The 19,119-nt window shown below is 45.2% G+C and carries 15 protein-coding genes and 1 pseudogene; 8 read left to right on the forward strand and 8 right to left on the reverse strand.

Translation table 11 applies throughout. The features are described 5' to 3' along the window. The first annotated feature begins 115 nt into the window (after nucleotides 1-115). Nucleotides 116-469: a YbbD-related protein gene (locus tag D908_RS07735; protein ID WP_005525098.1), complete on the forward strand. Its 354-nt coding sequence runs from the start codon at nucleotides 116-118 to the stop codon at nucleotides 467-469. A 74-nt stretch (nucleotides 470-543) separates the two neighbouring features. After that, on the forward strand, nucleotides 544-945 hold the full coding sequence (locus D908_RS07730) for a ribosome recycling factor family protein (protein ID WP_005525100.1): 402 nt from the start codon (nucleotides 544-546) through the stop codon (nucleotides 943-945). Nucleotides 946-1,022: 77 nt separating this feature from the next. Here D908_RS07730 and D908_RS07725 read toward each other — a convergent pair whose 3' ends face one another. Together D908_RS07725 and D908_RS07720 are read right to left on the reverse strand one after the other, a co-directional pair. Beyond that, nucleotides 1,023-4,097: an efflux RND transporter permease subunit gene (locus D908_RS07725; protein WP_005525102.1), complete on the reverse strand. Its 3,075-nt coding sequence runs from the start codon at nucleotides 4,095-4,097 to the stop codon at nucleotides 1,023-1,025. A 50-nt stretch (nucleotides 4,098-4,147) separates the two neighbouring features. Further along, complete coding sequence (locus tag D908_RS07720; RefSeq protein WP_005525104.1) at nucleotides 4,148-5,224, reverse strand: efflux RND transporter periplasmic adaptor subunit; 1,077 nt, start codon at nucleotides 5,222-5,224, stop codon at nucleotides 4,148-4,150. Between the two features lie 443 nt (nucleotides 5,225-5,667). Between D908_RS07720 and D908_RS22950 the strand changes: the two genes are divergently transcribed. Continuing rightward, nucleotides 5,668-5,793: a hypothetical protein gene (locus D908_RS22950; RefSeq protein ID WP_265181575.1), complete on the forward strand. Its 126-nt coding sequence runs from the start codon at nucleotides 5,668-5,670 to the stop codon at nucleotides 5,791-5,793. Between the two features lie 467 nt (nucleotides 5,794-6,260). Further along, nucleotides 6,261-8,213 carry a hypothetical protein gene (locus tag D908_RS07715; protein WP_005525106.1) on the forward strand — a complete coding sequence of 651 codons (1,953 nt, stop codon included), beginning with the start codon at nucleotides 6,261-6,263 and terminating at the stop codon, nucleotides 8,211-8,213. Nucleotides 8,214-8,393: 180 nt separating this feature from the next. On the opposite strand, the gene rplY is transcribed toward D908_RS07715, so the two are convergent. From rplY to radD, 5 genes and pseudogenes are all read right to left on the reverse strand, one after another. Next, nucleotides 8,394-8,672 carry a 50S ribosomal protein L25 gene (gene rplY / locus D908_RS07710; protein ID WP_000667185.1) on the reverse strand — a complete coding sequence of 93 codons (279 nt, stop codon included), beginning with the start codon at nucleotides 8,670-8,672 and terminating at the stop codon, nucleotides 8,394-8,396. Between the two features lie 158 nt (nucleotides 8,673-8,830). Continuing rightward, nucleotides 8,831-10,204, reverse strand: a complete 1,374-nt coding sequence (locus D908_RS07705; RefSeq protein ID WP_005525108.1) for an ATP-binding protein — start codon at nucleotides 10,202-10,204, stop codon at nucleotides 8,831-8,833. After that, a complete protein-coding gene (locus tag D908_RS07700) occupies nucleotides 10,194-10,853 on the reverse strand; it encodes a response regulator transcription factor (RefSeq protein ID WP_005525110.1) in 660 nt (219 codons plus the stop codon). Before D908_RS07700 ends, D908_RS07705 begins: the two co-directional genes overlap by 11 nt. Before the next feature lie 11 nt (nucleotides 10,854-10,864). Then, nucleotides 10,865-11,266 (reverse strand): PepSY domain-containing protein, encoded by a 402-nt coding sequence (locus tag D908_RS07695; RefSeq protein ID WP_000547806.1) that lies wholly within the window; start codon nucleotides 11,264-11,266, stop codon nucleotides 10,865-10,867. Nucleotides 11,267-11,374: 108 nt separating this feature from the next. Beyond that, nucleotides 11,375-13,140: pseudogene (radD, locus tag D908_RS22955) on the reverse strand (DNA repair helicase RadD). Nucleotides 13,141-13,273: 133 nt separating this feature from the next. On the opposite strand from radD, the gene rsuA reads away from it, so the two are divergent. From rsuA to D908_RS07680, 3 genes are all read left to right on the forward strand, one after another. After that, a complete protein-coding gene (gene rsuA / locus D908_RS07690; protein WP_005525112.1) occupies nucleotides 13,274-13,969 on the forward strand; it encodes a 16S rRNA pseudouridine(516) synthase RsuA in 696 nt (231 codons plus the stop codon). 191 nt (nucleotides 13,970-14,160) lie between these two features. Continuing rightward, nucleotides 14,161-15,366 carry a Bcr/CflA family multidrug efflux MFS transporter gene (locus tag D908_RS07685; protein ID WP_005525114.1) on the forward strand — a complete coding sequence of 402 codons (1,206 nt, stop codon included), beginning with the start codon at nucleotides 14,161-14,163 and terminating at the stop codon, nucleotides 15,364-15,366. Further along, a complete protein-coding gene (locus D908_RS07680; protein WP_005525116.1) occupies nucleotides 15,366-16,022 on the forward strand; it encodes a DUF2913 family protein in 657 nt (218 codons plus the stop codon). The genes D908_RS07685 and D908_RS07680 overlap by 1 nt, the downstream gene beginning before the upstream one ends. A 34-nt stretch (nucleotides 16,023-16,056) precedes the next feature. Here the strand turns inward: D908_RS07680 and D908_RS07675 are convergent, their stop codons facing one another. Beyond that, complete coding sequence (locus tag D908_RS07675) at nucleotides 16,057-17,493, reverse strand: DUF2867 domain-containing protein (RefSeq protein WP_005525118.1); 1,437 nt, start codon at nucleotides 17,491-17,493, stop codon at nucleotides 16,057-16,059. Between the two features lie 141 nt (nucleotides 17,494-17,634). Here D908_RS07675 and D908_RS07670 point away from each other — a divergent pair, with 141 nt between their 5' ends. Further along, the gene (locus tag D908_RS07670; RefSeq protein WP_005525120.1) at nucleotides 17,635-19,011 is read left to right on the forward strand and encodes an MATE family efflux transporter; all 1,377 of its coding nucleotides are present in this window, start codon (nucleotides 17,635-17,637) and stop codon (nucleotides 19,009-19,011) included. The last annotated feature ends 108 nt before the right edge of the window (nucleotides 19,012-19,119 follow it).

The following is a 19,119-nucleotide window of genomic DNA, read 5'->3' on the forward strand; positions in this document are numbered from 1 at the left end:
TCAGTGCAAAGCGTTGAATGAATGCCGGGTTTGACACTATCGTCATGCTTGTTTTCTTTGTTTGTGGTATTAGGGTGTTTTCACGCCCATTTTGATTACAAACTATGAGGTTCCAATGAAACCCATTTTCCTTATTCTATTGACCCTATTGGTCGGCTGCTCTGATACTGTGAAAAATCATTATGCAGACTATCAACAAGCACAAGCCGATCACTTATTTGAGAAAGGTTGGCTACCACCGATTTTGCCGATTTCAACTACGCAGATTGAGCTAGAGAATGATTTGGATAACAACCGTTCACAAGGATCATTTGTTATTGCAGAACAAGACTTAGAGCAGTTTGTTGAACACCTTGAAGCGACTGAAGCTACCAACCAATATCGGTTTCAATCGGGTCACAGTGTGTGGGTGTTTACGCTTGATACTCAAGGTAAAGTGCGTTATCAACTCACGACTCGCACTGAGTAGCACCAAACATGACGCTATTTCAGTAACCTGTTGTAGGAAATGAAAGGCGTCGTGTTGATAGCAGGAACATATAGGTGGAAAAAATAGATCAATCAGTGACGATTATGTTGCCCTCTTTGATTCATCGTATAGGTGGTGACACGGTAAAGCGTTTGAAGCATCAAGCTCAACCTTTTGGTTGTGAATTAAAGCGTATTCGTCGCTCACGCAACTGGCAGTTGGTGGGGGATGTGGTGGCTATTCAAGACTTTCTTATCCAAATCAAAGACGTTGAGCATCGTGATGCTGACTATCTGATCAAAAAATTAGAACTTGGGTTAAGACAGCACAGCGATAAATTGGAACCATTAGAAAGCAAATTACAGCGCTTAATTGCGCAGAACCCGTCGATAACATTAGCAGAACTCATGGCAGCCACGCATTGCAGTTTGGTGCAAGCGCGAGCCGCGCGTTTTTCCGAAGATAACTGGGATTAGACAGTTGAGATTAACGATCTCGGCTCGCGTCGGCTCGATGAGTTGATGGGTGACAAGGTCACCGTACGGAAAATTACTCACTCATGGTTTAGTTGTTCTGCGTATGTTGGCTGTGTGCGTTTAGATTTCATGGCCACATACGCAACCGGGATGACGAAAAGTGAAAAGAGGGTGCCTGAAAGCAAACCGCCCGTCAGCACTAAGCCTATATTCACTCGCCCAACAGAACCGGGGCCAGAAGCAAGCGCTAATGGCAATGCGCCTAACATCATGGTCATGGTTGTCATCATAATCGGCCGGAAACGCGCTCGGGCACTGGAAAGCATCGCCTCCGTGAGTGGCATACCTTCTTTTTGGCGTTGGTTGGCAAACTCGACGAGTAAAATACCGTGTTTCGTTACTAGGCCAACCAAAGTCAGTAGCCCAATTTTTGAATAAATATTGATACTCTGACCAAACACCCAGAGCGCAATCAAAGCCCCGACAATACAGAGCGGAACGGTCAGCAAGATCAGTAAGGGATCTCGGAAGCTCTCAAACTGAGCTGCCAAAATCAGATAAATAAAGACAATTGCCATAACAAATAGCGTCTGTGTGCCTTGCTGTGACTCGATTAATTCTTTGATGATGCCGTTGTAGTAGAAATCCTGATTTTTGGCCAGCAGTTTTGGTACATGTTGATCAATGTATGATTTCACATCACTGGCGGTGTAACCGGGTGCTAGGTTGGCTGAAACCTCGGCAGCATCAAGCCCCATGAAAGTTTGCAGTGACGTATCAATGGTTGAAGGTTCAATCGTCACAAACTGGGATAGTGGTAGAGTTTCTCCGGATTCAGATACCACGCTTAAGCGGTTGAGCACTTTAAAATCACCTAGGCTTTCTCGTTTTACTTGTACTTTAATCGGGTAGGTGAAACCGTCGTTGGCTTGTAAATCCCCGGGCTTTACCGAACTTAAATAGGTTGAGATGGTTTCCGTCACATCCTTATAGTCCACGCCGGAAAGCAAAATCGCATTGCGGTCTATCCTTAGTTCATACCCCAATTCATCACGAGCCACCGAATTGAAGACATTCGTTAAGCCGGGATAGGATTTCAATAAGTGAGCGACTTCGCTGGCGGTGTTATAGAGCTGCTCTAAATTCCTATCTGAAGCCACAATTTCTAATTTAATGTTATCGGCGATATTGAGGTCATCCGCGGCTCGGACAAGGTAAGATGCTTTGTATGCTGACAGTTCAGCTTGGGATTGCTGAGCAAATTTAGCGGCTATTTCCTCCGCCGTTTCTGTTCTTTCCCCCCACGGTTTGAGTAGTATGTGGTTATAGGGTGTTTGTTCAATGTACGAGAGGTTCTGGGCAATACTCTCTTCATTGTTGATGATGCGATTTAGCCCACCCACATTATCGAGGTTGTATTGGCGGTTGGCTCCTGTCGGTGCTTGTACTCTGGCTTCAATAAATCCTGTGTCTTCGGTGGGTAAGAGTAGATTGGGGGAGTACCAGAAGATCAAACCAGCGAGTACTAAAAGGGCAGAAACTCCACCCACTACCCACCATTTGCGTGCAAACCACTTGTTCAATTCTGCAAGATATAGCTCGGCAAGGCGTTGTTGTTTCGATTCAAGCCACGAGAACCATTTGGATGGTGCTGTTATCGGTTTGATGACATAAGCACACATCATAGGAGAGAGCGTGAGTGCAACAAAACCGGAGATCAATACCGCGGCCGCTAACGTAAAAGCAAATTGTCGAAACAAATCGACCGTCAATCCGGACATAAAACCGATGGGTGTGTAAACCACGGCGAGTGTCATCGTCATCGCAATGACCGGAAACGCGATCTCTTTGCTGCCTTTGAGGGCGGCATCTAAGGGTGATTCGCCTTGCTCAACACGGCGATAACAGTTTTCAGCAACTACGATTGCATCATCAACCACCAATCCGATGGCTAGAATGATGGAAAGCATCGTCAGCACATTGATGCTGAAGCCAAGCAAAGACATTACCGAAAATACACCAATCACACAGATAGGGATGGTGATGATAGGGATCGACGCCAAACGTAATGACCCCAAAAACAGCACCATGATCAATGAGACCAATACAATCGCTTCAAACAAGGCATTGAACCCTTCTTGAATGGAGGATTGAATGAAGTCCGCTTGGTCATAAACCACGGTCATTTGAACGCCTGCGGGTAGCGCCGATTGTAATTGTTCAACTTTTTGTCTTACCAGTTTGGCAACAGAAACTGGGTTAGCACTGCGTAATGGCTTGATCTGTATTGCCATGGCAGGATTGTCATTGACCGTCAAAATACTGGGGTCAACGGAGTTTGTTCCCATCACGACTTCCGCAACATCTTTGAGCCTGACCGTGCTCCCTTCTTCTGAACGAATAACAAGATTAGCGACGTCATTGACGTCTGAAACCGTATTTTTGACGTTGATTGAGTAACTGCGTTCCTCGCCAATAATTTTCCCAGCGGTGAAATTAGTGCTGTACATCTCAATGGCATCAACGACATCAGAAGGGTTGACCTGAAGTGCTTTCATTCTATCCGGCAGTAGCCAAACACGTACCGCGCCAGCACTTCCCCCGTATGGCCCCCAAATCGCCCCTACACCGTCTAACCGACGAAACTGAGGGATAAGTTGCTGCCTGATGTAGTCAAACAGCTCTTGTTGAGTCGTGTCTCCGGTGCTCACAAAAGAGATAATGTTACTGGCAAAGCTGGCATCTGAAGAGTTATCTGATATTTTGGGTTTCTCTTCCATGCTGGGGGGGAAATCTTGTATTGCTTCGACACGGTTGCGAAGTTTGTTCATTAAGTTGATGTATTCAACGTCAGTCACGTTATCTTCAAACACAATATTTAAAGAACAACTGCCCTGTACGCACTTAGTCGACATGGTTTTCACTCTACCCACTATTGCGGCAGCATCCGTCAACTTCTCAGCCACGTTTTTGTCCATAAATTCAGCGCTGGCACCTTCAATAGTAGTGCTAACACTGCCTGTTAACCGTTCATGATCCGGAAAATATTTAATTTCGAGTGATTGAAATGACCATGCACCGAATAAAACCACTGCAATACTGAAAACCATCGCAATGACAGGGTGCTTGATGCAGACTTCTGATAATTTCATGGGTAAATCCTTTAAGGATGTGTTGAGCTATCTCCAATAATGCAAACGAATCAGCCGTTTAACTGAGTATCGGAAGAGGGGGTAACCATTTTTTCTACTTGTACTTTCATGCCCTCTTTGAGCCATTGGTTACCTGTGATCACGACCTGATCTTTTTCGAGTAATCCTTCTTGAATAACCACATTACCGTCATTCAAATTGGCGCCGAGTTTTACTGTTTTTTGCGAAACGGTTTGATCTTTATTGAGTCGCCACACATAACGTTCTTTGTCCTTCACATTAATGGCCGTTTGCGGCACTAAAACGAATGGTTGATTGTTATTAGTGAAATGTTTGACGTTCACAAACATACCGGGGGAAAGTTTCAAGGCGGGGTTTTTAACTCGAGCATGAACGTCTACTCGTCCTGAACTCATATTTACTTCGGGTGAAATGTAATCAACAACACCATTGAACGTGGTGTTTTTTACCGCATTGGTTGTCACGGAGACATTCTGATTTAACGCTACCTTGCCCAAATTCTCTTGGCTTACTGAGTAAAAAATTTCGACTGGGTTGAGTTTGAAAAGCGAAACAAGTGGGGAAAAAGATTTAATGTAACTGCCCTCTGACTGTTTGAAATCCGTCAGATATCCATCAAAAGGGGCGATAAGTTGGTAGTTTTGAAGAATGGCTTCTTTTTGGTCGAGTTCAGCTTTGGCGAGGTTTACATTCTCTTTTAATTCGTAGATTTCTTGTGGGGGAATTGATCCCGGTTCTCTCTTTATCATATTCAAGCTTCTACCGAGCTTATTTTTGGCCAGATTAAACTCACTTTGGGCTTTGGCCACATCCGCTTTGGCAATTCCACTGCTTAATTCGGCAATTAGCTGTCCTTTTTTTACTTCATCGCCATCTTTGACATGGATAAGGCTGATTTTCTCATCAATATTAAAACTCAATACCGCCATATCGACTGCATAAACTTTTCCCACATCATCAATGGTTTCAGGGATGGATTTAAGTTTTGCTTCCGTTACGGAAACACGAACTACCTCTTCTTGTTGCGGGTTATTGTCAGCTAAAGTACTGATACTAGGCAGTAAAAGACAGATTGCATAAAACGCTAATAAATTGATTTTTCTCACTTTAGTTTCTCTTGGTTAACTGCAGTGTTGAGCATTTTTTGTTCAAATCTGAGCGTGTTTTGTCAGTGTTATGTCATTCCTTGGGTATGTAAGAGTAAAAATGACGATAATAGTTAACGGCTGCCAAATATCGTTGGAAAGAAGGAGAATTTAACAATCTTCGGGGTTGACTATCAGGAATGATGATCTTTAAGAGGGAGGCGAGGTTGCATAACACTATGCTTTACCTCGCATTATAATTTCTAGGTTTCTTATTTTTAGATGGATAACGTTGTCGTTTTTAATCCTTGACGGCTAGGAATTAAAAAGAACAAAACTTAATGGAATGAATGCTACTTGTACAAGAATGAGGTTAGTAGAGGATATTAATTAGGAAAGGCTTATCTACGAAACTTGGTTAAATGGAAGCTAGCAAGATTGAATAGCAAGAAGGTATTATTTTTGTGTTGGATATTAATTTAGAAACGTTGTCTGATACTCATTTCATTCTTCATATTATCAAGGTATTAGGTAAAAATGCCTTTGAGTTAACATCTGAATCACTGGGTGAAGAAAAATTAGGTATGTAAATCAATATTTAATATTATAAAGTTTGGCTACGAAATATGGTTAGGTATTACCTGTCACCTGATATTAATGATTCAATGGTATTGTTTAAAGACTTAAGATAAAACTAGTATACGATGTTATTCAAAGTTCAACAAATAACACGGAAGTGTTTATCTCACCACAAAGGTTACTTTGCTTATTTAACTTCCTGATTATTATTTTTAGGTGTGAGGTTGTCTACACGATCTATCATTCCTCAAATTAAATAGTCCAGCATGATTGAAATAAATCTGTAAAGTTCAAATCAAAAGTTTCCATTATTGCTCATGCGTAGCGTATGGTTTTGCATAAATTGTTTTTTTTCATATGTTTATATTTCCATTAAATAAATGAATAAACTTGAGGGATAGTAATTGTATTCATAAAATTATTGTTATCAATTTTTTGAATGAAAGAGTATCAATGCTCTTAATTCAGGAGGCCATATATGTCTAAATGGACACTTTTGACGATGGTATTATTAAGTCTCTTGCTCATTGGCTGCGGTCAAGGAGGAGATGAACAAACTGACGACAATGAAAATGGCAACGACGGTGGAACGATTTCTCCTGTACTGACCTCTTTTAATCTTTCAGGTGTCAGCCGTTCAGTTGATATCGCTAAAGCATTAACTTTTACTTGGACATCTGCTTCTAATGTGAGTGGAGTAAGGTATACGGTATGTGAGCTGAACATTGGAAAAGAGCATAATTGCAAGGCTCTCGGTAGTGTATTGGATGCTTTGTCATTAACTGTACTTGTGGAGAATATTGTCGCTTCCTTAAGTAAAGATTTTTTTATTTTGGCAAATAAAGAGAGTGAGGAAAAAGCTTCATCCGAATTGAATTTAGGTCTAGATACCGTAAATCACATGGTTGAATATTTTAAGCCTTCTAATACTGGTGCTGATGATAACTTTGGCGTTTCCCTTGCGCTCAGTGGTGATAATAAGACGCTCGTGGTAGGGGCTTATTATGAAGACAATGGTGCAAAAGGAGTTATCAGCGATGGTTCAGAAATCACGGATGTAAGTACTGCTGTTGATTCAGGGGCGGTGTATGTTTTTACTAGAAATAATCGTGGAATATGGTCCCAAAGTGCATACCTCAAAGCGTCTAATACTGGGGCGGAGGATAACTTCGGAACTTCGCTGGCACTAAGTGAAGACGGTAAAACTCTAGTGGTAGGTGCATCCGCTGAAGATAATGGTTTTAAAGGCATTATTACCGATGGCTCGGAAGCCTCTGATTCAGGAACTGCGGTAGACTCAGGTGCTGTGTATGTTTTTACCAAGAGCAATACAGGTACGTGGTCACAAAGTGCTTATATCAAAGCCTCGAATACCGGAGCAAATGATCTTTTTGGTTCTTCAGTTGCAATCAGTAAAGATGGCAAGACATTGGCGGTAGGTGCACCAACGGAAGATAATGCCGTGAAAGGTATCATCACCAATGGTTCAGAAGCGACCGATGTTGGCACAGTGAATAACTCAGGTGCCGTGTATCTATTTACCCAAAGTGATTCTGGTGAATGGTCTCAGAGCGCTTATTTCAAAGCCTCAAATACTGGAGTGAGTGATCTTTTTGGCAGCGTGATTGCACTAAGTGACAATGGCAAAATGTTAGTCGTTGGGGCTTACAATGAAGATAATGGTGCGAAAGGCATCATCACCAATGGCTCAGAAGTTATAGATCTCGGCACAGCAACAAATTCTGGTGCTGTATATGTATTCATTAAGGACTCATCAGGCTCTTGGGCTCAAAGTGCATATATTAAAGCTTCAAATACAGGTGCTGATGACAATTTTGGTGCTTCGGTTGCAGTGAGTGAAGATGGCAATACTTTAACTGTTGGTTCATGGTTCGAAGATAATAGTGTTACAGGCATTGTAGTTGATGGTTCAGAAATCACAGATCTCAGCACAATAAACAACGCGGGTGCGGTGTACGTTTTTACTAAAGATAATGTTGGTGTTTGGTCACAAAGTGCTTATGTCAAAGGTTCCAATACTGGTTCGGGTGATAGCTTTGGTGCATCACTTTCAGTGAGTGACAATGGTAAGACGTTGGCAGTAGGTGCTACTGGAGAAAGTAATAGTGCAAAAGGAATTATCATCAATGGCTCAGAAATTAACGATGTAGGCTCAGCGGCAAGTGCTGGTGCGGTGTACCTTTTCACTAAAGATAGTTCAGGCAATTGGTCTCAAATCGCTTATCTTAAAGCGTCTAATACAGGTATGGTCGATTACTTTGGTAAGTCACTGGCTTTGAGCGACGATGGTAACTTAGTCGCGGTAGGAGCATATCGAGAAGATAATAAGGCGACTGGAGTGATTATTGATGGCTCAGAAACAATCGATGCAGGTACAGAGAATGATTCAGGAGCGGTTTACTTATATTAGTTGAGTGGAATGAGCCTGAATGGATTTCTAGTTCAAAAATTTCTTAGCTCGTAAAACGGTGAAACCCCGGTAGTTGGTAGCTATCGGGGTTTCGAATTTTTAGATTGCTCGGTTGGTAATGCCGATGATCTTATATATGCAAAAGGCTGGATTTAATCCGATTAATTCCTTGGTAGGGAATTAGATACGGATGAAGTCCATGTGCTCAACTTTTGGCTTGTACGCGTGGCGTTGAACGTCTTGTGGCTTCACTTTAACTTCTTGGCCGTCGATAACCAGAACGATAGCTTCGTAAAACTCAGGCTTGTCCATTTGGTTCATCACGTCATCGTGGTTCAGTGAGATAGAAACTGGAGCTGCTTCACCACCGTAAACGATCGCTGGGAAGTAACCAGTGTTACGTAGGCGGCGGCTCGCACCTTTACCTAGATCAGTACGTAATACTGCTTCGAATTTCATAGTATTTACTCTCAAATTAGTAAAAAACAGAGTGACAGGACAATGCGACCTTGTCCGTGTCGTAGAGTTTCCAAACCTACTAATAGGGTCAGAAACGAGCGCGGATACTAGCACTCATTAGGTTTTCGAGCAACTGAAAATCGGGTTTTATACGGTTTTTAGCGTGATTTGACTACTTTTACATCGTGTGACGGTTTCTTTAACGTGAGCGTTGCTTTTAAACCACCCAAACGACTTTCACCCAAAGCCAGAGCACCACGATAGCTGTGCGCCATTTCACTCACAATATTAAGGCCAAGCCCAGTACCGGGTGTGGTTTCATCTAAGCGAACCCCACGTTTTAATGCTTTCTCGATATTTTCAGCCGGAATGCCTTGTCCATCATCTTCAATACAAATTTGCACCCAGTGTTCATCAATTGGGTAGCTATGGACGCGAATTAAGCTGTTTGCCCATTTATAGCTGTTTTCGAGAAGATTACCGATCATTTCATCAAAATCAGTCGGTTCAACGGCCACTTCCAATTCAGAATCAAGCTCATTAACCAGCGTGATTTCACGCTCGGCATACACTTTGTCAAACGCTTGCGAAATCGCATCTACTCTTAGGCTTGGCGCGGTTTTGACCGAAAGAATGTTGGCAGAACCTGCCATACGTGCTCGCCCCAAATGATAGTCAATTTGCTGCTGGATTTGTTCCACGGAAGGCTGTAGTTGGTCTTTGAGCTGTGAGTCTTCCAGTTGCGCGACTTCGTTCTTAAGTACGGAGAGCGGCGTTTTCAGTGCATGTGACAGGTTACCCGCATGATGACGCGCCCGTTCTAGCAATTCTTGGTAGTGGAACAGCAAGGCGTTGAGGTCATTCACCAGCGGAGAAATTTCTTTTGGGTAATCGCCATTCACGGAGTTTTGCTGACCATTACGCAACGCGGCCAGTTCACGCTGCATTTTAGAGAGCGGGCTAAGTGACCATGTCACTTGTGCGCCAGTCAGAATGAGTATTCCGCTAAACAGCAGACCTAAAATCATCCACAACTCTTTACTGACTCGCTGTAACGTTGCTTTAAGTGGCGCGTCATCCAAACCAATCGTAATGGCGATCGGTTGTGAAAACTCCGGTAAATAAACGGTACGCTTTAACACAATCAAAGATTCACCATTCGCACCGCGATAAACCGTGTCATGGGCATGAGTCTCTTCAATCAAAAAACGATCCCACAGCGAACGTGAGCGCAAGGTTTGCTTACCTAGGGTTGCTGACCAATAGAGGCCGCTATATGGCTGAGCAAAACGCGGGTCGGCAAGGCGAGTTAAAAGGGTGAGTTGTCCTTGCGGATTCGCTTCAAGATTGGCGGTGATCTCATCCATCGAGAGTTGCAACTGACTCTGCACATCTTGAATCAAGTATTGATGAATGAGATTAGGGATAAGGTAGCCCGCCGCCAAGATCATCGCGCTAAGCCACAACGTGGCCGCAAGCAGCAAGCGGGTTTTTAAACTAAGGTGACGTAAGGCGTGCGGCTTAGCTGGCATGCAATTGGTACCCAAGGCCGCGCACAGTTTTGATCACATCAGGAGCGATTTTTTTACGGATGCGTCCAATGAACACTTCAATGGTGTTGGAGTCACGATCGAAATCTTGTTTATAGATATGCTCCACCAGTTCAGTTCGGGAGATGACTTTCTCGGGGTTATGCATGAAATAAGCGATTACTTTATATTCCAATGCAGTCAGGCTAATTGCTTGCCCACGCCACATCACTTTGGAAGTGCGCGTATCTAAACTCAGATCACCCACTTGCATGACAGGGGAGGCGTTGCCTGAAGCGCGACGTAGCTGAGCACGGATACGGGCGATCAGCTCCACGATTTCAAAGGGTTTAGTTAGATAATCATCCGCACCTGCATTTAAACCTTCTACACGCTGGGTCAGAGTGTCGCGTGCACTCAAAATCACCACGGGAGTGTTGATGTTTTCATCTCGAATGCCTTTGAGTACGGTCAAACCATCCAATTTAGGCAGGCCGAGATCGAGTACAATCACATCCCACTCTTCCGCGGTGGCACGGTACAACGCATCAATACCATCTTGTGAGAGTTCGGGTACCCAGCCAGTTTGATCTAAGGCGGAAAGGATCTGGTTGCCCAACTGTACATCATCTTCAACAACTAATATTTTCATGTCTTGCTCTGTTATTTTTTTATGGCACGAATGACGTTACGTCCACGAATCGACATTAATTCAAGAGTGGCAGCATTATATTCCACACGAAACACTTGGTTGTCATACACCAATTTCAGCTCATAAGTCCATTCGCTGTCGTCTTCATCAAGTTCAACCTTGATCAAGCGCCCATTCAGTTGCTGGTCGACAGTCGCATAGAGTTCAGCAAATGGGCGAATTAGCCCCTTTTGAACAGCTTGGTAAACGTCATCTTGGTCTTCATCAATTTCGATCTGCGTACCTTCACGATACGAACCTTGCTCCCAATCTCGAACTTTGTTGTCAGCATGAGCGGGAAGAATGAACCCTAAAAAGAGCAGCAGGAGTAGGGTACTCGCTTGCGGCTTCAGCGGCATACGGAGAATGTGCATAGTAAATACCTGAATATTGAATCTGTTGCCGAGTATAGCCGGATGAAAATGAACAGAAAGTGAATTCATTTTTAACCCTTTCCGGCTTGCAGGGTCTAGTCGCTATTTCTAGGGCTGTAATGGTTTGCTCTCGGTTGGAGAAACAAACTCATCGGCAAACACTTTGTCACGGATTGCCCAAAAGCGGCCAGATTTGCGAGCAATCACAAACAATGGCGGCCGAAAACGGTGCTGATGATCCACCACTTTAGCCGGCGTTGCTGCCTCAAATGGACGATGTTTATCCGCCAAATGTGGGCGCACAAATTGATCGCGAAATTGCTGCTTTTGGCGCGGTGTACTCAACGGCCAAAATTGGTGTACTTGTACGGCATCTTGGCCGTGGTAAGTCACTTGAAGCTGACTTTTCCCTTTGGCGTCTTTATGAACTTTCAAGCTCATGTCGGTACATTCAAATACCAAGGCATCTTTCAGATTGAGCGCTTCTTTGAGCTTCTTATCAGGGTCAACTAACGTGGCATCGCATTCATGGCAGATGCGCGCAGCGATGTCGTTATCCGCACCACATTCATTACAGTATTTAGCACGAAATCGATAACCACAATGTTCACGCTCGCCCGTCTCTTCATCAGTGAAAAAACCTTGGCAGCGGCGACCATAATGCTCAAGTAAGAAGCCGTTCGCATCCAGTTTGCCCCAAAAATTATTGTTGAAACCGCAAGCGGGGCAGGGAATGGTGATGATTTCGCTGTCTGAATCTGGCTTTGGGTCACCGACTTCAGGCTGATACAAGTCGTACTGGTTTCCCGCGTAGTCGAGCACCAAGCAGTCGGTTTTACCTGAGGAAAGGCGCAGCCCTCGGCCAATGATTTGCTGATATAAACTGACCGATTCAGTGGGGCGTAAAATCGCAATCAAATCGACATGCGGCGCATCAAACCCCGTGGTGAGCACGGACACATTGACCAAAAACTTTATCTGCTGCTGTTTGAAGGCTTGGATGATGTGGTCACGTTCCGGCGTTGGGGTATCCCCAATCACTAAAGCAGAGTGCTCGGCGGGCAGTAAGCGGTAAATCTCTTCGGCGTGGCGCACGGTCGCGGCAAAAATCATTACGCCTTGTCGATCTTTAGCAAACTGAATGATCTGAGCGATGATTTGTGGTGTGGCGCGCTGTGACTGCTCAATCACTAAATCGAGTTCAGATTCGCGGTAACGTCCGGTATTGGCCGGTTTAAGCTGTGAAAAGTCGTAACTCATCACGGGCGTATCAATCAGTTTTGCGGGGGTGAGAAAGCCTTCGTCGAGCAGATAATGAATCGGTAGCTCAAAAATACAATCGCGGAAAAAACGGGGCTCTTCGCTGCGTACTAAACCGCGTGTGTGGTACTGATAGAGCCATCCCATTCCGAGCCGATAGGGGGTTGCAGTCAACCCTAACACTTTCATCCCCGGATTGAGTTCCAACAAGTGGCTGATCACTTTTTGATAGCTGCTGTTTTTGTCATCCGGTACACGATGGCACTCATCAATCACCAATAAAGAGAACTGGTTTTGGAACTCGGTTAAGTTGCGTACCACCGATTGCACTGAGGCAAACACGACTTGTTGATCGGTTTCTTTGCGGCCTAATCCGGCTGAAAAAATGGCTCCCGTCAGGCCATAGCTTCATATTTGGCATGGTTTTGTTCAACCAGTTCTTTGACATGCGCCAATACCAATACGCGGCCACGTGCAAGGCGGGCGAGTTCCGCAATCACTAAGCTTTTGCCCGCACCGGTGGGGAGCACAATCACGGCTGGAGTCGAGTGCTGGCGAAAATAGTGCACGACGGCTTTGACTGAGTCGGCTTGATAAGGTCGTAACGTATACATCCGATGGGAGTTACCGAAGTTGTTTGGGCAATTGGTGTGTTTTGCATCGCTTAGGATGCGTGACATGCAATTGCGCTGGGTAATTGTGGTGACAGGTCTGTATAATAGCCGACTTCAAGCAGATGAGGTAAGCATGCGTTTAGACAAATTCCTGTGTGATGCGCTCGGTACGACGCGCAAAGAAGCTACTATGCTTCTCAAAAGTGGTGAAGTGACCGTCGATGATTTGGTGCAAAAAAGTGGCGCATTCAAACTCAAAGAGACTTCCCGCGTTGAGTGGCAAGGGCGTGAAATTACGGCACACGGTCCGCGCTATATTATGATGCACAAACCAGATGGCGTGGTGTGCTCACATGAAGATGGCTTCAATCAGACCGCATTTATTTTGCTTGATGAAGTGAACATTCAAGATCTGCATTTTGCAGGGCGTTTGGATGTGGATACCACAGGTTTGCTGCTGATTACCGATGATGGCCAGTGGTCACATCGTGTGACGTCACCAAAACATAAGTGTGAGAAAACGTACCGCGTGTGGTTGGCAGATCCCATTCAAGCCGATTACGCTGAGCAATTCACCAATGGCATCGAATTACGCGGTGAGCGTGAGTTGACCTTGCCAGCACAGCTGGAAATCGTGAGTGAAACCGAAGTACTGCTGACAATTCATGAAGGTAAATACCACCAAGTGAAACGCATGTTTGCGGCTTTGGGTAATAAAGTCATTGGGTTACATCGTGAGCGAATTGGCCAAATCACGCTGGATGAAAGCTTAGAACCGGGTGAATATCGCTATTTAACCGAAGAAGAAATTGCCTCAGTCTGGAAATAAACAGGGATTTAGGAAATAGATTGTTTCCGAATTAGAACTAGTGAATCGCGGCATTTTTTAAGACCATAGAGGTATTCCACTTGAAGATGCCGTTTCAAGTTGCTGGCGTATCGACGCCCCATCGAGAAATCTCTGATTAGCGTAAGCCTTGTGCCGTTCGCCAACACATTAACCTAGTTCTACGGAGAATTATGTCTGTTCCATCCATGAATACTCAGCAAGCTCCGCAAATGAGTTTACTGCTTTATATTGTGCTCGGTGCGCTTGGTGCTTTGACACCGCTGGCGATCGACATGTATTTACCTGCCATGCCAACCATTGCCCGCGATTTTGGTGTGAATGCGGGTGCGGTGCAAATTACCCTGACGGCATACACCGCTGGCTTTGCGATAGGGCAGTTGCTACATGGTCCACTCGCTGACAGCTATGGCCGTCGCCCAGTGATGTTATGCGGTATCTTTTTATTCGGCATCGCAGCGATGGTCAGTGCCACTACGGATGGTATTGATGCCTTAACCTATATTCGTGCTGCGCAAGGTTTTGCTGGTGCTGCTGCCGCGGTAGTTATCCAAGCCGTGGTGCGCGATATGTTTGATCGCGAAGATTTTGCGCGAGCGATGTCGTTTGTCACTTTAGTGGTGACACTCGCCCCCTTGGTTGCGCCTATGATTGGCGGGCACTTGGCGATTTGGTTCGGTTGGCGTTCGATTTTCTGGGTACTGGCACTGTTTGCCGCGCTCGTGATCGCTATGGTGATGTGGAAAATTCCAGAAACGCTGAGCCCTGAGAATCGTCAACCATTGCGTTTTCGTAGCACCATTCGTAACTACTATAATCTTTGCAAAAACCCCGTAGCAATGGGGCTCATTTTCTCGGGTGCTTTTTCATTTGCGGGAATGTTCGCTTTCTTAACCGCAGGGGCATTTGTCTACATTGATATTTATGGTGTCAGCCCGAGTGAGTTCGGTTACCTGTTTGGACTGAATATCGTGGCGATGATCGCCATGACCAGCATTAACGGCCGTTTTGTAAAACGAGTAGGCTCGCACAACATGCTGCGCTTTGGCTTATTTATTCAGTTGATTGCTGGGATTGGTCTATTCACGAGTTGGTTAATGAATTGGGGATTGTGGGGAACCGTACTTTTTGTGGTGCTGTTTGTTGGCACAATTTCAACGATAGGCAGTAACTCTATGGGATTACTGCTGAGTAAATACCCACGCATGGCGGGCACGGCTTCGTCATTAGCGGGGACGCTGCGTTTTGGTACCGGCTCGATTGTGGGTGCAGTGGTTGCTGCAATGCCAGGTACGGAAACGTGGCCAATGATATTTGTGATGGCCGCTTGCTCTGTGTTATCAGGCGCCTTTTACTGGACGTTAGGAAGAAAAGCGTAATGGCGAACTACCATTTAGAAATTCAAAATGTGGTGAACACTGCATTGGCAGAATTAGAGGCCGAGCATAAAGCGGGCAAACTGGCGAATGCGCCTGTGGCGAATAACCATTTTTTGGTGCACTGGGTGACCAAAGCGCTGAAAGCGCAACGTTTTCATCGTTGTGTGGGTGACAATTTAACTCAGTGGCAGAAAGCTGGGCGCTCAAAAGGGACAGAATCACAACTGTTACCGATGTTTCAACGCATCTCCGCGTATTATGCCCATTTCTTTGCTGAGCAAGATCATACGCCGATTACCGATAAGCAGATCGAAGCTTTTCTGGATGAGATGGAGCAAGCAGGTTGGGAAGTTTCAACCTCTGAGCCGTTAGTCAATGCTGGAAAAGTGCAGATTTTTACTGATGGTCAGAACTCATTGGCATTGTGTTCCGTGCAGTGTGAAGCCTGTTTCGATGGCGAGCTGTTAGTAAAACCAATGAACTGGTTTGTGCGTGGGCATCATGCCGGCTTTGTTGAAAAAGCTTTTGCTGCCGGATTTATGGTTCACAAGCAGACTGACTATAAATCGAATGTGAAATATCACGGTGAATACCTGATTTTCCCTGCTAACCAAGGCACACAGTTGGCAGAGATTCCGATTTCTTTTCGTGCTTAGTATGCCGATTTGATAGATAAATCAATCCCGTCGCTTAATCTCGACGGGATTTTTTTATGATTGCTCGCACCATTCCTCGGAAAATAAACAGGTGTGCAGGCATCATCGCATACCAATACAAAAGGCCGAGAAAACCTTGTGGATGCCACCAAGCGGTGACGTTGAGGCGTCGTTTGTCACCTAAATCATCAATGGTGAATTCCAAACGCCCCAAGCCGGGGCCTTTCATGCCAAACAGCAATGACAAAAACTGTTTAGGTTGGCAGCGAATCACTTTCCAAGAATCAATAAAATCACCTATCGCCAGTTCAGCCCCTGCCGGATAACGCCGGATAGGCCTACCTCCGCCGAAAAAGAGATCGAGCCATTCACGAGTTCTCCACAGCACGTTAGCAAAAAAGTAGCCTTGGTCGCGACGGCCGATAGTGCGGATCACTTTCCATAAATCTTGGCTGCTTAATTCGGTTTCAATACTTGCACCGGCTTGTTTCGGGTAATAACCAAAACCGGGCTGCCAACGCAAAATGGCGTTGGGATCAAAGCCCCAAACTTGGCTGCGTACAAAGGTGCCTTCGCTTTCAATGGCTTGAGATACTGCGTCACGATAGGAGATTAAGGCTTGTGGATAGCGTGCCTCTATCGCTCGGCGGTCAGCAATAAAATCATGGGTTAATCCTTCCAAAAGTGATCGACCTATTGTGCTTGGTACGGAAGTCACCATGCCTAACCAGCGTGATGCCATACGCGGTGTTAAAAATCGTGTCGACCACAAGCGAAACGGCTTGCTGGTGAGCTCGCACAAAATGCGAAATTGTTCTCGATAACTCAATACATCGGGTCCACCAAGTTCAAACATCTGATGTTCACGTGGCTGCTCTAGGGCAAACTTAAGCAGATAAGTGTTGAGATTGGCTAATGCAATCGGGTTGGCTTTGGAGTCGACCCATTTTGGCGTAATCAGCACGGGTAAGTTATACACAAAATCACGCATGATTTCGAAAGCAGCAGAGCCAGAACCAATGATGACGCCCGCTCTGAGTTCGGTAATCGGTACGTGAGATTGGCGCAAGATTCGTCCTGTATCGTAACGAGCTTGCAGGTGTGGCGAGTGACCCGATTCAGGCTGCAAGGAACTTAAGTAAATGACATGCTGCACCTGACTATGCGGTAGATCGAGCGCATCTTTCACGTTTTGTGCCAATGAAAGCTCGTAATTAACAAAATCACCACCATGAGCCATTCCATGCACTAAGAAAAACACCAAGTCATAATTTGGGATGGTTGAGAGCGTTTTGGGGCGATCCGCTAGATCAAGATTGAGTAGTGTTAAGTTGGGATGAGTAGGCAAACGCGCATTCAAAGTCTCAATATGACGAGAAGCAGCCGTGGTGTGGTATCCCGCATCCAGTAGCAGGGGGAGCAGTTGTGCCCCTACATAACCTGATGCACCTAACACTAATACCTTTTTCATTCGGCCATCCTTTTTAATCGTTTGTTGTGATTATGCACGCGTGAGTATAATAACGGCTGTTTTTTCTGCTTGCTATGCCCTACCCAATTTGAATTTCGATGTTAAAAGGGTAGGGCGTATCACACGCTTTGGAGTGATATTGTGTCTGTTGTCTCTCAAGTTTTATCCCACATGAGAGGGGATTTCTTTCGCCGCTTGATCGCCATCGCGCTGCCGATCACGATACAAAATATCATGTTTTCCAGCCGAGGGTTGGTTGATGTCTTGATGCTGGGGCAATTAGGAGAAGCGGAAATCGCGGCAGTTGGCGTGGCGGCGCGCGCCACTTTTGTTACCACTATCATGCTGGTTGGCGTGACTACAGGCGGTGCATTGCTGACTGCGCAATATTGGGGCGCAGGTGATCGAAAAGGTGTGCGTGAAAGCACCGCGCTGACGTGGTTAGTCTCTAACTTCTTTGCCTTTTTTACTGTTTTGCTGTTTTTATTCTTCCCACAGCAAATTATGTCGCTGACCACGGAATCACCGCAAGTTAATGCCTTAGGGAGTCAATACTTGATCATCACGTCGTTCACCATGTTTGCGGTGGCCTGTGTCAGCAGTATGGCCGTGGGGCTACGTGCCATGCATAAACCTGGTATCAGCACTTTCTTTAGTGGTATCGGCATTGTTTCCAACGTTCTACTCAACTGGATTTTGATATTTGGTAAATTTGGTTTCCCTGCCATGGGAATTGAAGGGGCGGCCATTGCAACACTATTAAGTGGTGCGATTGAAGTTGCCTGTTTATACAGCTATCTCTATGGCAAAAAACATTTAATGGCCTTTGGCTGGTTAGATGTGAAAGCCGTGATTGATTGGACCAAAATCAGCCGTTTTCTGCGCTTGTCTCTGCCAACGACCTTTAACTTCTTGATCTGGGCTGCGGGTCTATTTACCTATCACGCGATTATGGGGCAGACTGGTGTGCAGGGACTTGCTGCTTTGTCAGTGATGACGCCTGTTGAATCTATTTCTCTCAGTTTGTTGATTGGTATGTCAAATGCTGCTGCCGTGCTAGTAGGTAACCAGCTTGGTGCAAAAAACTATCAAGCAGTTTATTACCAAGCAATTGGCGTAACGGTGTGCAGTGTGTTGGTGGGGGTGATTGTCGCCATCTGCCTTTATTTAGTACAGATCCCTGTGCTCGGGGCTTTCACTGCATTAACGCCAGAAACTCGGGAGCTCTCAGAAAAATTCATCCTGATTCTCAGTTTAGGTATTGTGCTGCGCTCATTACCTATGACGGTGATTGTCGGTGTGTTACGTGCTGGGGGAGATGTGAAATTCTGTCTCGGCCAAGACGTAATGGCACAGTGGTGTATTGGTATTCCGCTGGCCGCTTTTGCCGCTTTGGTGCTTAAGGTTGACCCGGAATGGATTTATTTGTTGTTTCTTACCGAAGAATTGGTGAAGTGGTTCGGCTCATTGCACCGAATGAAAAGCAAGAAGTGGATGCGGAATTTGATTGAGAATTAGACATTCATCGTTCGATTGATGCAAATTAATGCATATAGTGTGATCTGCTAGCCAAAATACTTTCTCCGCTTAGGGTTTTGGTGTAGATTCTGTGTCCGGTTTCATTTT

This window comes from Vibrio mimicus CAIM 602, assembly GCF_000338875.1.
In the GTDB taxonomy this organism is placed as follows: Bacteria; Pseudomonadota; Gammaproteobacteria; order Enterobacterales; family Vibrionaceae; genus Vibrio; species Vibrio mimicus.

Bases quoted from the DNA above. Each gene is read 5' to 3' on its own strand.
- D908_RS07675 (WP_005525118.1), bottom strand. From the start codon at position 17,493: ATGAAAAAGGTATTAGTGTTAGGTGCATCAGGTTATGTAGGGGCACAA.
- D908_RS07715 (WP_005525106.1), top strand. From the start codon at position 6,261: ATGTCTAAATGGACACTTTTGACGATGGTATTATTAAGTCTCTTGCTC.
- D908_RS07695 (WP_000547806.1), bottom strand. From the start codon at position 11,266: ATGCACATTCTCCGTATGCCGCTGAAGCCGCAAGCGAGTACCCTACTC.
- D908_RS07725 (WP_005525102.1), bottom strand. From the start codon at position 4,097: ATGAAATTATCAGAAGTCTGCATCAAGCACCCTGTCATTGCGATGGTT.
- rplY (WP_000667185.1), bottom strand. From the start codon at position 8,672: ATGAAATTCGAAGCAGTATTACGTACTGATCTAGGTAAAGGTGCGAGC.
- D908_RS07685 (WP_005525114.1), top strand. From the start codon at position 14,161: ATGTCTGTTCCATCCATGAATACTCAGCAAGCTCCGCAAATGAGTTTA.
- D908_RS07700 (WP_005525110.1), bottom strand. From the start codon at position 10,853: ATGAAAATATTAGTTGTTGAAGATGATGTACAGTTGGGCAACCAGATC.
- D908_RS07735 (WP_005525098.1), top strand. From the start codon at position 116: ATGAAACCCATTTTCCTTATTCTATTGACCCTATTGGTCGGCTGCTCT.
- D908_RS07705 (WP_005525108.1), bottom strand. From the start codon at position 10,204: ATGCCAGCTAAGCCGCACGCCTTACGTCACCTTAGTTTAAAAACCCGC.
- rsuA (WP_005525112.1), top strand. From the start codon at position 13,274: ATGCGTTTAGACAAATTCCTGTGTGATGCGCTCGGTACGACGCGCAAA.
- D908_RS07680 (WP_005525116.1), top strand. From the start codon at position 15,366: ATGGCGAACTACCATTTAGAAATTCAAAATGTGGTGAACACTGCATTG.